Below are 15,362 nucleotides of genomic sequence, written 5' to 3'. Positions count from 1 at the left end.
ATGTAACCGGAAGGCTCAGGAAAATGCCTGCAGATGCAGGGAATCCCGTGTCTTATGATCTGGCTGTGGGTGATGCCCGTGTGCCAATGAATGAGCTTATTGGCAAGCCTCTGCGTTTTGATTTCGAGGGCGTAATCCGTTGCATCCATTGCGACAGGAAAACAAAAAAGAGCTTCAGCCAGGGTTTTTGCTATCCCTGCTTCCGAAAACTTGCCGCCTGTGACAGCTGCATCATGAGCCCGGAGAAATGCCATTATCATCTGGGCACCTGCCGGGAACCAGAATGGGGGGAGACCCACTGTATGGTTGAGCATGTCGTCTATCTGGCCAACTCCTCCGGCCTGAAGGTAGGCATTACCCGTGGCTCACAAGTTCCGACGCGATGGATAGACCAGGGGGCAGTCGATGCGATTCCGATGCTGAGAGTGGCTACCCGTTACCTGTCAGGCCTGGTTGAAGTTGCTTGCAAGGCTCATGTTGCAGACCGTACAAACTGGCGCGCCATGCTAAAGGGTGATGTTCCCGAGGTGGATCTTGTGCACGAACGCCAGAGAATACTGGCACTGATTGCCGGTGATATTGCCGCGTTGCGGGATGAGCACGGCCAGGATGCAATCCGGGAGGTCGATGAGCAGGGTCTTGGTCTGAGTTACCCCGTGCAAACCTGGCCGGAGAAAATCAAAACCCATAATCTGGACAAAACACCGGAAGTTGAGGGGGTCCTTGAAGGTATCAAGGGCCAGTACCTGATTCTGGATACCGGGGTGATCAATATCCGTAAATTTACCGGCTATGAAGTCCGTTTTCGGGTAATGGGTGATTAGCTCACCTGTTCCCGCCCTATCTGATAATGCCCGTGCAGCCTGTCTGAGTCTGGCTGCCGGCTGAGAAATCTGGAGACAATCAATGCGCACCGAGCAGCCAAAAACCATCTATCTGAGTGACTATAAAGTACCTGCACATCTGGTAGATACAGTCGATCTACGCTTCGAACTCTTTGACGACGGTGCACGGGTACACAGTACACTGTCCGTGCGTCGCAATCCTGAATCCGCTGAAATGGCTGCACCTCTGGTTCTGGACGGAGACAGTCTTAAACTTGAGCTTGTTGCACTCAATGGGAAAGAACTCCCGGCAGACGATTATCAGGATACGGGTGATCGGCTGGTGATTGCAGAAGTGCCAGACCAGTTCGAATTAACGGTCGTGACATGGGTTGAACCCCAGAACAATACGCGCCTTGAAGGTTTGTATAAATCGTCCGGAATGTTCTGTACCCAGTGCGAAGCAGAAGGCTTCCGCTGCATTACCTATTTCCCGGACCGGCCTGATGTCATGGCCCGTTATCGCACCCGTATCGAAGCAGATAAGAGTAGTTGCCCGGTTCTGCTCTCCAATGGTAACGATGTAGAAAGGGGTGACCTTGAGAATGGCCGCCATTTCGTCACCTGGGAAGATCCGTTTCCCAAGCCCTCTTATCTCTTTGCCCTGGTGGCCGGTGACCTGGTTGAAAAACAGGATACCTTTACAACCTGTTCCGGCCGCGACATTGCCTTACGGATCTATGTAGAGCCCCGTAATGCTGCCAAGTGCGGGCATGCCATGGACTCTCTCAAGCGCTCTATGCGCTGGGATGAAGAAGTCTATGGTCGCGAATACGATCTCGATATCTTCATGATCGTTGCCGTGGATGACTTCAACATGGGGGCCATGGAAAACAAAGGCCTGAATATCTTCAACTCATCCTGTGTGCTGGCCAGCCAGGAAACGGCGACCGATCTTGCGTTTCAGCGCATTGAGGCAATTGTTGCTCATGAGTACTTCCATAACTGGTCTGGTAACCGGGTTACATGCCGCGACTGGTTCCAGCTGAGCCTGAAAGAAGGGTTCACCGTATTCCGGGATTCCACTTTCTCTGCAGACGTAGGCTCGCCAACGGTCAAGCGAATTGAAGATGTGACATTGTTGCGCACCGCTCAGTTTGCTGAAGATGCAGGTCCTATGGCCCACCCGGTGCGGCCGGCGTCTTATATGGAAATTTCCAACTTTTACACCCTGACTATCTACGAGAAGGGGGCTGAAGTTGTTCGCATGATCCACACCTTGCTCGGGCCGGATCTGTTCCGTAAGGGCAGCGACCTGTATTTCGAGCGCCATGATGGTCAGGCAGTCACTACTGATGATTTTGTGAAAGCGATGGAAGATGCGTCTGGCAGGGATCTTACACAGTTCCGCTTGTGGTATGAGCAGGCGGGCACACCAGTGCTGACAGTGTCGGACGATTATGATGCAGAGCGGGAAGTCTACCGTCTGACTATCCGGCAGTCGGTGCCGGATACACCAGGCCAGACCAACAAGAAGCCTCAGCATATCCCGTTTGCCCTGGGTCTTCTGGGCCCTGATGGGGAGGAGTTGCCTCTCAGTCCTGAAAACGCTGAAGGTGCTGCAAACTCGCCCACAGAGCGTGTTCTGGAGTTGACCGAGGCGAGTCATACCTTTGAGTTTTACGGGCTGGCGCAGAAGCCGGTGCCCTCGCTGCTGCGCGATTTCTCTGCGCCGGTGCGTGTGGTGTACCCCTGGAGCCGGGAACAGCTGGTATTCCTGATGAGCCATGATCCGGATGGTTTCAACCGCTGGGACGCAGGCCAGCGACTTGCGGTTGATGTTATCCAGTCGCTTGTTGGCTCACCCGGTACCTCTGAAATTGAACCGCGTCTGGTAGAAGCTTATCGCACCTTGCTTAATGACTCTGAGCTTGACCAGGCTCTGGTGGCGAAAATGCTGCAACTGCCTTCTGAAGCCTATTTGATTGAACTGGCTGACAGCCCGGATGTTGCGGCTATTCACAGTGCGCGGGAACTGGTTCTGAACCACCTTGCGGTCGAGCTGCGGGATGAGCTGATCACCTGCTATCACCGGAACACCAAGGTGGGTACTTATGAGGTTACGCCGGAATCCATTGCCCGTCGAAGCCTGAGAAACACTGCGTTGGCCTGGTTGCTGATGATTGGTGACGACACAGGTCGTGAGCTGGCGGTCCAGCAGCTTCGCGAAGCTGACAACATGACTGATCGTATGGGTGCACTTCGTGCTTTGGTCAACTCTGAATACGCGGATGAACGAAACAAGGCATTGGCCGGGTTCTATGAGCAGTTCCAGAGTGATCCCCAGGTTGTTGAGCAGTGGTTCTCGGTACAGTCGTCCAGCGATCGCGCCGGTCAGTTGCCACAGATTCACGCATTGCTGAATCATTCTGCCTTTGATTGGAAAAACCCCAACAAAGTCCGTTCTGTCATTGGTGTATTTGCAGGGCAGAATCTGGCGGCCTTCCACAATCCGGATGGTTCGGGCTATTCGTTTCTGGCCGACCAGGTGTGCAGGCTCGACGACAGCAACCCTCAGATAGCTGCACGCCTGGTGACGCCACTGACACGCTGGAAAAAATTTGCCCCTGCATACAGTTCTCTGATGCGCTCAGCTCTTGAACGAATCCGGGACAAGGCGGGACTCTCTGCAGACCTTTATGAGGTGGTGCATAAGAGCCTCGAAGCCTGAGGAATGGGAACGTAGCGGCTGCAATTGGAAGTACCGGTTGCAGCCGGATACAAAATCGCACTTTCGGTCGATAGACAACCTTGATGAATTCGCTAACCTGTCGGAAAGCCTGTCCTTTCTCCAGGTAATAATAAAAAGCCTTCTCAGAGGCCTTCAGTCGAATTCAGGGTTATATAATGATCAATAAAAAGAGTGTGATACTCGGTAGCTTACTCGCCCTCTCGATGGCATCCGCTTCTTCCTGGGCAGCAGTTTCTCCAGATGAAGCTTCACGTCTGGGCAAGGATCTCACACCGTTTGGTTCGATCAGGGCCGGAAACGACTCCGGAACCATTCCGGCCTGGACCGGCGGTCTCACCAAGCCTCCCGCGGGCTATCAGGGCTCAGGGCAGCATCATATAGATCCGTTTCCGAAGGATGAGGTGCTGTTTACAATCAATGCCTCCAATATGGATCTGTATGCCGAGCATCTCACCGATGGCGTTCGTGCCATGTTCGAGGCATATCCCACCAGTTTCCGTGTACCGGTATACCAGTCCCGCCGTACTCACGCGATACCCGAGTGGGTTGCGGAAAATACCCGGAAGAACGCGGTAAAGGCAGAAGTTGTGGGCAAGGGAGAAGGTCTGCAGGGTGCGTTTGGCGGCTACCCTTTCCCGATTCTTCACGGCAATCGTGAACAGAAAGCCTGGCAGGTGATCTGGAATCATCTCACGCGCTGGCGCGGAGTTTCGGCCACTCGTCGGTCAAGTGAAGTTGCTGTGCAGGTTAGTGGCGACTATTCGCTGGTGACTTCGCAGCAGGAAGCGTTTTTTAATTTCTATAATCCCGAGGGTAGTGAAAGTGAGCTGGATAACATCATTTTCTACTATCTTTCGTTTACCCAGTCTCCGCCTCGCCTTGCCGGTGGCGCTATTCTCGTCCATGAAACCCTGAACCAGATTATCAACCCGAGAAACGGTTGGGGCTATAACGCCGGACAGCGTCGCGTGCGGCGCGCTCCGAACCTGGGGTACGATTCGCCGATTGCAGCTGCAGAGAATCTCAGAACCGCAGACGATACAGACATATTTAACGGTGCTCTGGATAGATACAACTGGTCCTATGAAGGTTTGAAGGAAGTCTATATTCCTTACAATAACTACCGGATTGGTAAAAAAGGTCTCCCATATTCGGAAATACTCGGCACTTCTCATCTGAATCCTGATTACACCCGCTGGGAGCTTCAGCGCGTACATGTGGTTGAAGCCACGTTGAAAGAAGGTGCACGCCATATCTACCACAAGCGTCGCTTCTATGTGGATGCCGACAGCTGGAATACGGTTTTACTGGATCAGTATGACGGTCGTGGTGAGCTGTGGCGTGTGACTATGGGTATTGCGAAAAATTATTATGAACTTCCGGGTGTGTGGACGGTTCTGGACGTCTATCATGATTTACAGGCTCGTCGTTATCATGCACTCGGCCTGGATACGGAAGAACCCAATACCCGGGTCTTTACTGACGCGGTTCCGAATAAGCGCTATTTTTCTCCGGCGTCTTTGCGTCGCAGGAGTGTCCGCTAGGGCGGGCAGTCTTTCTGCGGTATCAGGCTGATGCCGGCATGTTTTTCGTTATTACCGGTCAGAGACATACAGTTAAAACAACATAATAGGCAATCTGAATGGCTAAAAGGTTGAGGTGCAAGACTCTGGGGGCAGCCTGCCTCGGGCTTTCCATGGTTTGGTCCGCGCCAGCGGCGTACGCGCTTGCAGATATTATCGAAACGCCTGCCCGGCAAACCGAACTGGCTCCGGCTAACCTCCTGAATGACGCTGTGCGTGCGGGTGACCGCGTTGTTGCTGTCGGAGAGAGAGGGCATATCATCTACTCGGACGACGACGGGCAAACCTGGGTACAGGGAAATGTCCCTGTTTCTGTAACCTTAACTGCGGTGGATTTCGGATCTGAGACCCATGGCTGGGCAGTAGGTCACAGTGGTGTAGTGCTGCATACCGAAGATGCAGGTGAGAACTGGAGCCTGCAGTTGACCGGCGTTGATGCTGCTGAGCTGGCCATCGCCAGTAAGGAAGACCAGGTCGCTGCGATGGAGGAGCGCATTGAAGAGGCTCCTGAATCGGAAAAAAGCGACCTGGAGTGGGCGCTGGATGATCTGTTTTTTACTCTGGAAAATATGCAGTCGGATTTGGATATTGGTCCTGTAAATCCGCTGCTTGGGGTTTGGTTTGAGGATGATCAGCACGGATTTGTGGTGGGTGCTTACGGCATGATCCTACGCACGGAAGATGGCGGAGAATCCTGGAGTGACTGGGCTCCGAAAATTGAAAATGCCCAGAACTTCCACCTTAACAGTATTGCCCGCATAGCGGGTGGCGGGCTTGTGATTGTTGGTGAAGCAGGGCAGATCCACGTATCTGTGGACGGCGGGGACACGTGGGAGCGGCAGGAAAGCCCCTATCCGGGCTCTCTTTTCGGCGTAATCGGAACGGGGAAGGTCAACGAGATCCTGGCGTTCGGTTTACGTGGGAATATGCTGTTCTCTCCTGATCTGGGAAAGAGTTGGCGTATGGTCCCGAATAGTGCCGGTGCAACACTGAATGATGGAGCCGTTGCTGATGACGGCCGCATAACCTTGGTGGGTAACGGCGGCACTGTGCTGATGAGCGGCAATGGCGCCGATTCATTTCGTGAGCATTTCCGTGAAGACCGGGCCGGAATTATGAGTGTTGTTCCGGTATCGGGGACTAACCTTCTTATCGTAGGTGAAAGCGGCGTAAAAATTACTGATGCCCGTGGAAAGAACCTTCAATAACGCCCTGATGTGGCAACAACTGAAAAAATAATAGAGGGGCTTTTGAATGTCCAACCCGAACCATGACAGGGGTGATCACTACCTGACAACGCCCAAGGCGGAGCCGTTTCTGGAGCGTCTGATTTTTAACAATCGGGTCGTTATCCTTATAGGCTTTCTTCTGCTTACGGCGTTTCTGGGCTACAACGCTGTAAAGATCCAGCCAGATGCCAGTTTCGAGCGAATGATCCCGCTCGATCATCCCTACGTCATCAATATGCTGGACCACCGGAACGATCTGGAGAACCTCGGTAACTTCGTGCGTATTGCCGTGGAAACCAAAACCGGTGACATTTTCTCCGCAGAGTATATGGAGACTCTGAAGCAGATCACCGATGAGGTTTTTTACCTTGATGGTGTGGATCGCTCCGGCCTGAAAACTCTCTGGACATCAAACGTTCGCTGGGTAGAAGTAACCGAGCAGGGATTTCAGGGTGGTACTGTTATTCCGGATAACTACGATGGTTCGCCCGCGAGTCTGGAACAGTTACGCCAGAATATTCTTCGTTCTAACGAAGTAGGGCGGCTGGTTTCTGATAACTTCAAGTCTACGATTGTGTACGCCCCTCTGTATGAAAAGAACCTGGAAACGGGCGAGCCGCTGGATTACGCAACCTTTTCCCGTCAGCTCGAAGAAAAAATACGGGATAAGTACAAAGAGCAGAATCCCGATATTGATATTCATATCGTGGGTTTTGCAAAAAAAGTCGGTGATCTGATTGAAGGTATCGGTTCCATTGCCTGGTTTGCGGGTATCACGATCCTTCTGACGACGTTGCTGCTCTTCTGGTATTCACGGAGCGTCACAGGCACGCTTGTGCCCGTATTTACGTCGATTGTTGCCGTATTCCTGCAACTGGGCGCACTGAGGCTTCTGGGCTACGGTCTGGATCCATACTCGGTACTGGTGCCGTTCCTTGTGTTTGCTATAGGTATCAGTCATGGCGTCCAGATTGTAAATGCCATGGCGGTGGAAGCCGCCAAGGGTTTTGATGCCGAAACATCTGCACGCCTCGCGTTTCGTGCGCTTTATATTCCCGGCATGCTGGCACTGATTTCCGATGCCTTTGGTTTCCTTACCCTGTTCTTCATCGAGATCGACGTTATCCGTGATCTGGCCATTGCGGCTGGTCTGGGTGTGGCATTCGTTATCATTACCAACCTGGTACTGCATGTTCTGATTATGTCCTACCTCGGGATTTCCAAAGGTGGTATCCGCCACGTACAGAATCACGGTGAAAAGCAGGATCGGAAATGGCGCCTCATGTCTTACTTCGCCCATCCCGGGATTGCACCGGTTTCATTGCTCATTGCGGTGATTGGCCTGGGCCTGGGCCTGTATTACAAGCAGGGGCTTAAGGTAGGAGACCTTGATCAGGGCGCTCCGGAGCTTCGCGCGGACTCGCGTTACAATCTGGATAACGCGTATATTATCGATAACTATTCCACGAGTGCGGATGTGCTGGTCGTGATGGTGGAGACACCGGAAGAGCAGTGTACCCAGTACAGTGTACTCAGGGCTATGGACTCGCTGCAGTGGGAGTTGCAGAACACTCCGGGCGTTCAGTCTTCTGCCTCGCTTGCAGACGTATCCAAAATTGTTACCAAGGCTCTGAACGAGGGTAGCTGGAAGTGGTACGAGATATCCCGCAACCAGACCATTATCAATGCGTCCATCCGTGAGGCACCATCCGGTCTTATCAACACCAACTGTAGTCTGACTCCGGTTCTGGTGTTCCTCGAAGATCACAAAGCAGAAACTCTTGAAACCGTGGTTGAGAGGGTTGAGGTATTCGCCAAAGCGAACAGCGATGAGAATCATACATTCCTGTTGGCGGCTGGTAATGCCGGCGTCGAAGCTGCGACCAATGAAGTTATTGCCAATGCCAAAGATATGATGCTCATCATGGTTTATGGTGTGGTGAGCTTGTTATGCTTCGCGACTTTCCGCTCCATCCGTGCGGTGCTGTGTATTGTGGTTCCCTTGGGGCTGACCTCGGTTCTCTGTGAAGCCATAATGGCGGTTTCGGGTATTGGTATCAAAGTTGCCACCTTGCCTGTTATCGCACTGGGTGTAGGTATTGGCGTGGACTACGGCATCTATATCTACAGCAAGCTGGAAAAATACCTTTTGGAAGGTAAACTTCTCCAGGATGCCTATTTCGAGACTCTGCGCTCAACGGGCAAGGCTGTTATGTTTACCGGTGTAACGCTTGGACTTGGTGTAGTGACCTGGATTTTCTCACCTATCAAGTTCCAGGCTGATATGGGCTTCCTGCTGTTCTTCATGTTCCTTTGGAATATGGTCGGGGCAATCTGGTTGCTGCCAGCGCTTGCGCGATTCCTGTTGCGGCCGGATCAAATGATCGCGAAAGCAAACGCTGCAAAATAGAAATGTTCAGCCAATGACAAAAGAGCCCGTGCGCGGGCTTTTTTGTTGCTGACTCAGTTGGTTAGCGAGCTAACCCATACTTTATTTATCGTGAAAAGTGGTCTATGTTCTGTGGTGAGTGTTTAGCTTGCCTGCGGGCTCAGATGGGCAGTTAATAACATCGAAAAAAAATAGGGAATATTCATATGACTCTGAAATTTAAAGCCTCTGCATTTGCAATTGCTGCGGCTGTTAGCCTGAGTGCAGCTTCTACAGTTGTTTCCGCTCAGGAACAACGTTTTGTGACCATCGGCACAGGTGGTGTAACCGGTGTTTACTATCCTGCCGGTGGCGCTATTTGCCGTCTGGTTAATATGGATCGCAAAGAGCACGGTATTCGGTGCTCTGTAGAGAGTACTGGTGGTTCTGTATACAACCTGAACGCCATTGCTCAGGGTGAGTTGGATCTGGCGGTGGCTCAGTCAGACTGGCAGTTCCATGCTTACAATGGCAGCAGTCAGTTCAAAGACGACGGCCCCAATAAAAAACTGCGTGCGGTTTTCTCCATGCACCCGGAGCCGTTCACCGTGATTGCCAGCAAAGGCTCTGGCATCAAAACCTTTGAAGATCTGGAAGGTAAGCGTGTTTCCGTTGGTAACCCGGGTTCCGGTCAGCGAGCTACTGCAGAAGTGCTGATGAATGAAATGGGCTGGACCATGGACAAGTTCTCTCTGGCAGCAGAGCTGAAAGCCGCGGAACAGTCTCAGGCGCTTTGTGATGGCAACATCGACGCGTTCTTCTACACCGTTGGCCACCCCTCCGGTGCTATTAAAGAGGCCACCACGTCTTGTGACAGTGTTGTCGTAAGTGTTGACAACGATGCTACCAAAACGCTGATCGACGAAAACCCGTACTACCGTAAAGCTATCATCCCGGGCGGTATGTACCGCGGAAGTGATAACGATGTTGCAACCTTTGGTGTCGCTGCGACCTTCGTATCGTCTACTGATGTGCCAGACGATGTTGTGTATCAGGTAGTTCGTGCGGTGTTTGAAAATTTTGACAGCTTCAAACGTCTGCACCCTGCCTTTGCAAACCTGAAAAAAGAAGAAATGGTATCGGATGCGCTGAGTGCGCCTCTGCACCCGGGCGCGGTCAAGTACTACAAAGAAGCCGGCCTGATCAAGTAAGTCTTACCCCCTGCCGCCGCGCACCGCTTGGGTGCCCGGCGGCCATTTCGTTTTATCGATTAATCTTCAACAGGATATTGCTATGACCGATAGCGAGCCGAAAGTCGGAGGTGCCATCGACAAACAGAATGTGGAAAAATTCCTTCAAACCGAAACCGGGGGAAGGGCGGCCACTGGGACCGCCGCCATTATTCTGTTCGCGGTGCCTTTGCTGTGGTCTCTTTTTCAGCTGTGGATAGCTTCACCACTGCCGTTTATTCTGGAAGTAGGGGTGTTCAACTCCACCGAAGCTCGTTCTATTCATTTGGCCTTTGCCTCGTTTCTTGCATTTGCCGCCTTTCCTATGTTCAAAGGCCGGCACACTGGCCACGTACCGTTTTACGACTGGATTCTTGCCCTGGGGGCAGCGTTCACTGCCTCTTATTTGTATGTCTTCTATGACCAGCTCGCTACCCGTCCGGGCGCACCTGAAACTCAGGACCTGGTTGTTGCTCTGACCGGTCTGGTGTTCCTGCTGGAGGCGACCCGCCGGGCACTGGGCCTGCCGTTGGCTGTGGTTGCTACAGTATTTATTATTTACGCTCTGGGCGGGCCGTTTATGCCCGATGTTATTGCCCATAAAGGCGCAAGCCTCAGTAAGCTGGCGTCGCATCAATGGTTAGGCACCGAAGGGGTCTTTGGTGTGGCACTGGGTGTGTCGACCAGTTTCGTGTTCCTGTTCGTGCTGTTTGGTGCTCTGCTGGAGCGCGCTGGTGCCGGAAACTACTTCATAAAAGTAGCTTATGCCATGCTTGGTCACATGCGCGGCGGCCCTGCCAAGGCAGCAGTGGTGGCCAGTGGGCTCAGCGGTATTATTTCCGGCTCCTCCATCGCCAACGTTGTGACGACGGGTACCTTCACCATCCCGCTTATGAAGAAAGTAGGTTTTCCGGCTACAAAAGCTGGAGCTGTGGAAGTGGCTGCGTCTACCAATGGTCAGCTGACTCCGCCGATTATGGGGGCTGCAGCGTTTCTGATGGTTGAGTATGTGGGGATCTCTTACCTTGAAGTGATCAAGCATGCCATTCTGCCGGCGATGATTTCCTACGTGGCGCTTATCTATATCGTGCACCTGGAAGCCTGTAAAATGAACATGAAAGGCGTGGAGCGGCTGGACAAGCCTACTCTGGCCCAGCGCATGCTTGTATGGGTTATGCTTTTGCTCGGCCTGAGCGCCCTCACTCTGGCGGTATATTACGGGGTAGGCTGGACGAAGGATGTGTTCGGAAGTGCTGCCATGTGGGTGCTTACGCCGCTGCTGGTGGCGATATACATCGCGCTTGTGGGCTATGGTTCGCGCTTCCCGGATCTGGAAGAGGATGATCCTGATTCTCTTATGGAGAAACTGCCTCCTGTCGGGGCAACGGTAAAAACCGGCCTGTACTTCCTGTTGCCAGTAGTTGTACTTGTGTGGTGCCTGACAGTAGAGCGCTTCTCGCCGCAGTTGTCGGCCTTTTGGGCAACAGTGTTTATGGTGTTTATCATCATTACCCAGCGGCCGCTGAAGGCGTTCTTTAAAAACAGCGGTCAGTATCTGGATGGTCTGAAGCAGGGCTGTGATGATCTGATGCACTCACTGGTTACGGGTGCACGCAACATGGTTGGCATAGGTGTGGCGACTGCTACCGCAGGCATTGTGGTGGGTACTGTGACCCTGACAGGTATTGGCCTTGTGATGACTCAGTTTGTTGAGTTTATCTCCGGTGGCAACCTTCTGCTAATGCTAGCGTTCACCGCTGTTATCAGTCTGATACTGGGTATGGGGCTGCCGACAACAGCCAACTACATCGTGGTGTCTACGCTGATGGCTCCGGTCATCGTGACTCTGGGGGCGGAAAACGGCTTGCTGGTGCCATTGATTGCTGTTCACCTCTTCGTATTTTACTTCGGCATACTGGCAGACGACACGCCGCCCGTGGGTCTTGCGGCTTATGCTGCGGCGGCCATTTCGGGTGCCGACCCGATACGAACGGGTATTCAGGGTTTCACCTACGACATACGAACGGCCATTTTGCCGTTCATGTTTATCTTCAATACTCAGCTGTTGCTGATCGGGCTGACTGGCTGGTTTGATCTGCTGGTCACGATTTTCGGCGCTGTGACTGCCATGCTGGTATTTTCTGCTGCTACTCAGGGTTTCTGGTTCACCAAAACCCGTTGGTGGGAAACCATTGGTTTGCTGCTGATAACATTTACTCTGTTCCGCCCCGGCTTCTGGTGGGATGAAATTTATCCACCTACAAATGGTCACCCTGGGGTGGAGTTGCTGCAGCACGTAGATGATGTACCCGCAGGGCAACCTATTGTCCTTCAGGCTTCCGGGATGTCATTGTCAGGTGACGATGTATCCAAGTACCTGCAGTTGGCACTGCCTGCCGGCGATACACCGGAGGAAAGGCTGGCTGCAGCGGGGCTGGAAGTGTCAGCGGCGGGAGATGTGATGAACGTCGATTTTGTCAACTTTGGCAGTGATGCGGAAAAAGCCGGGCTTAGCTTCGGATGGGTTATTGAAACCGTTCAGGTAGAAAACCCCCGTCCTCCAAAAGAATTGATGTTCATTCCGGCGCTGCTCTTGCTTGGAGTGCTGGCCTTTGCACAACTCCGGCGCAGGGCGGGTGAAGGTGAACGGCCGGCTTTCGTACCCTCGCGATAACCAAAAGAACGCGGCCTGAAAGCCCCTAAGCGAAACCCGGCATTAACCTGCCGGGTTTTTTTCTGTTAAACTCCGCCCCATTCTTTCCGGCTCTGCGGTTTGTATCGTGGAAGCCATTCACCCAAGTGGTCTTTGGTATAGATCACCGCTGAGCATCTATCTGGAGTCTTTTATGCCCGTCGTAACCCTGCCTGATGGCAGTCATCGTAGTTTTGCCCAGCCCGTCAGCGTTCACGAAGTAGCTGCTGACATCGGCGCTGGCCTCGCCAAGGCCGCTCTGGCCGGTAAAGTTGATGGCAGTCTTGTCGATACCAGCTATGTGATCGAGCATGACGTAGAGCTGGCTATTATTACCGAGCGCGACGCCGATGGCCTTGAGGTAATTCGCCACTCAACCGCTCACCTGTTGGCGATGGCAGTCAAAGAACTTTTCCCTGAGGCCCAGGTTACGATCGGCCCGGTGGTGGATGACGGTTTTTACTACGACTTCAAATATGATCGCCCCTTTACCAACGAAGATCTGGCGCGTATTGAAAAGCGTATGTCAGAGTTGGCCAAGCAGGACATTCCTGTAACTCGCTCTGTGCTGTCCCGGAGTGAGGCAGTTCAGTTGTTCACTGACATGGGCGAAGAATACAAGGTCCGTATTATTGAAGATATTCCTGGCGACGAAGATCTGTCGTTCTATCGTCAGGGTGATTTTGTTGACCTTTGCCGCGGCCCGCACGTGCCCAGCACCGGCAAAATGAAAGCTTTCAAGCTTACCAAGGTAGCTGGCGCATACTGGCGCGGGGATACCAGTAACGAGCAGTTACAGCGGGTGTATGGCACTGCCTGGGCGAATAAGAAAGATCTGAAAGCCTATCTGCACCGCATCGAAGAAGCAGAAAAGCGTGACCATCGCAAAGTCGGTAAAAAACTGGGTCTCTTTCATATGCAGGAAGAGGCACCTGGCATGGTGTTCTGGCATCCGGCAGGCTGGACTATATACCAGGAAATCGAACAGTACATGCGTCAAATCCTGCGCCGCCATGATTACCAGGAGATCAAGACGCCTCAGGTGGTGTCCCGCGTGCTATGGGAAAAGTCCGGTCATTGGGACAAGTTCAAAGAGGGGATGTTTACCACTGAGTCGGAAAAACACGACTATGCCATCAAGCCCATGAACTGCCCGTGCCACGTCCAGGTGTTCAATCAGGGTCTGAAAAGCTACAAGGATTTACCTTTGCGTCTGGCTGAGTTTGGTTCGTGCCACCGCAACGAAGCCTCCGGGGCATTGCACGGTCTGATGCGGGTGCGTGGTTTTACCCAGGATGATGCTCATATTTTCTGTGAAGAGGATGCTATTCAGGAGGAAGTGTCGAGGTTCATCGATCTACTCCATGAAGTGTACAAGGATTTTGGCTTTACCGAGATCCTGTACAAGCTCTCCACCCGCCCGGAACAGCGCGTGGGTTCCGATGAAGTCTGGGATAAATCTGAGGCTGCACTGGAAGAAGCATTGAACCGTGAAGGCGTTGACTGGGAGCTATTGCCGGGCGAAGGTGCTTTTTATGGCCCGAAAATCGAGTTTTCCCTCAAAGATTGTATCGGTCGGGTATGGCAGTGTGGCACTATTCAGGTAGATTTTTCCATGCCTGGACGCCTCGGTGCCCAATACGTTGCGGATAACTCCGAGCGCAAAACGCCGGTTATGTTACACCGTGCCGTACTTGGATCATTCGAACGTTTTATCGGTATCCTGATTGAGGAATATGAGGGGGCTTTCCCGACGTGGCTGGCTCCGACTCAGGTAGCGATTCTCAATATTACCGATAATCAGCGTGATTATTGTCAGAATCTGGAGAAAAAGTTCGATTCTTTGGGTTTTAGGGTTAATGCTGACTTGAGAAACGAGAAGATCGGCTTTAAAATCCGCGAGCATACTATTAACAAAGTTCCTTACCTTGTCGTTGTCGGCGATAAAGAAGTCGAGAACAACGTTGTTGCGGTGAGAACCCGCAAAGGCGAAGATTTGGGAACTCTATCGCTCGAAGCGTTTGAGCAGCTTCTGCAGGAAGATGTTGAGCGCAAGAGCAGAACCAAGACGGAGATTTGACTATTAAACAGCGAACGAATCGGGGTGGGCGTACGCCTAAGGCGCCTATCAATGAGAATATTGATGCAACTGAAGTCCGCCTGATAGATGCCGAAGGTAATCAGGTAGGTGTAGTTCCGATCGAAGACGCCCTCAAGATGGCAGAGGAGGCGACCCTGGATCTGGTACAGGTTACAGATTCCGATCCGATCGTCTGTAAAATAATGGACTATGGCAAAAAGGTCTTCGACGAGAAAAAAGCGAAGGCCGCTGCCAAGAAGAAGCAGAAACAGACGCAAGTCAAAGAGCTTAAGTTCCGACCAGGAACTGAAGAAGGGGATTATCAGGTAAAACTACGCAACCTGGTACGTTTCCTTGAAGGCGGGGACCGCGGCAAAATCACTATCCGCTTCCGTGGCCGTGAGATGGCACACCAGGAAATTGGTATGAAGCTCATGGAACGCATCGAAGCAGATATTGAGGCGCTGGCTCAGGTTGAAATGCGGCCGAAAATGGAAGGCCGTCAGATGACCATGATTGTGGCTCCCCGCAAAAAGAAGTGAGCCTGATTCAATGATGCATCCCCTGCTGAAAGCGGGGGATTTGTCGTTCAGGTTCATATTTAT

The 15,362-nt window shown here is 52.5% G+C and carries 9 protein-coding genes; all 9 read left to right on the top strand.

Features of this window, described 5'->3' with window-relative positions; all coding sequences use genetic code 11:
• The first annotated feature begins 23 nt into the window (after nt 1-23).
• The 9 genes from CPA50_RS14105 (at nt 24) to infC (ending at nt 15,299) form a co-directional block, all read left to right on the top strand.
• Nucleotides 24-824 carry a DUF2797 domain-containing protein gene (locus tag CPA50_RS14105; protein WP_227519684.1) on the top strand — a complete coding sequence of 267 codons (801 nt, stop codon included), beginning with the start codon at nt 24-26 and terminating at the stop codon, nt 822-824.
• 82 nt (nt 825-906) lie between these two features.
• Nucleotides 907-3,555: an aminopeptidase N gene (gene pepN, locus CPA50_RS14100; protein ID WP_096783175.1), complete on the top strand. Its 2,649-nt coding sequence runs from the start codon at nt 907-909 to the stop codon at nt 3,553-3,555.
• 176 nt (nt 3,556-3,731) lie between these two features.
• Nucleotides 3,732-5,120, top strand: a complete 1,389-nt coding sequence (locus CPA50_RS14095) for a DUF1329 domain-containing protein (RefSeq protein ID WP_096783174.1) — start codon at nt 3,732-3,734, stop codon at nt 5,118-5,120.
• 98 nt (nt 5,121-5,218) lie between these two features.
• A complete protein-coding gene (locus CPA50_RS14090; protein ID WP_096783173.1) occupies nt 5,219-6,367 on the top strand; it encodes a WD40/YVTN/BNR-like repeat-containing protein in 1,149 nt (382 codons plus the stop codon).
• 46 nt (nt 6,368-6,413) lie between these two features.
• The gene (locus tag CPA50_RS14085; protein ID WP_096783172.1) at nt 6,414-8,798 is read left to right on the top strand and encodes an efflux RND transporter permease subunit; all 2,385 of its coding nucleotides are present in this window, start codon (nt 6,414-6,416) and stop codon (nt 8,796-8,798) included.
• Nucleotides 8,799-8,983: 185 nt separating this feature from the next.
• Nucleotides 8,984-9,967: a TAXI family TRAP transporter solute-binding subunit gene (locus CPA50_RS14080; RefSeq protein WP_096783171.1), complete on the top strand. Its 984-nt coding sequence runs from the start codon at nt 8,984-8,986 to the stop codon at nt 9,965-9,967.
• Between the two features lie 82 nt (nt 9,968-10,049).
• Nucleotides 10,050-12,659: a TRAP transporter permease gene (locus CPA50_RS14075; RefSeq protein ID WP_096783170.1), complete on the top strand. Its 2,610-nt coding sequence runs from the start codon at nt 10,050-10,052 to the stop codon at nt 12,657-12,659.
• 172 nt (nt 12,660-12,831) lie between these two features.
• Entirely contained in the window at nt 12,832-14,757 is a 1,926-nt protein-coding gene (thrS, locus tag CPA50_RS14070; protein WP_096783169.1) for a threonine--tRNA ligase, read from the top strand.
• Nucleotides 14,754-15,299 (top strand): translation initiation factor IF-3, encoded by a 546-nt coding sequence (gene infC, locus CPA50_RS14065; RefSeq protein ID WP_096783168.1) that lies wholly within the window; start codon nt 14,754-14,756, stop codon nt 15,297-15,299. Before thrS ends, infC begins: the two co-directional genes overlap by 4 nt.
• Nucleotides 15,300-15,362 lie beyond the last annotated feature (63 nt).

It is taken from the genome of Marinobacter sp. ANT_B65, from assembly GCF_002407605.1.
Taxonomy (GTDB): Bacteria; Pseudomonadota; Gammaproteobacteria; order Pseudomonadales; family Oleiphilaceae; genus Marinobacter.
The sequence above is the reverse complement of the archived record's forward strand: the minus strand, read 5'-3'. Positions and strand labels throughout refer to the sequence as shown.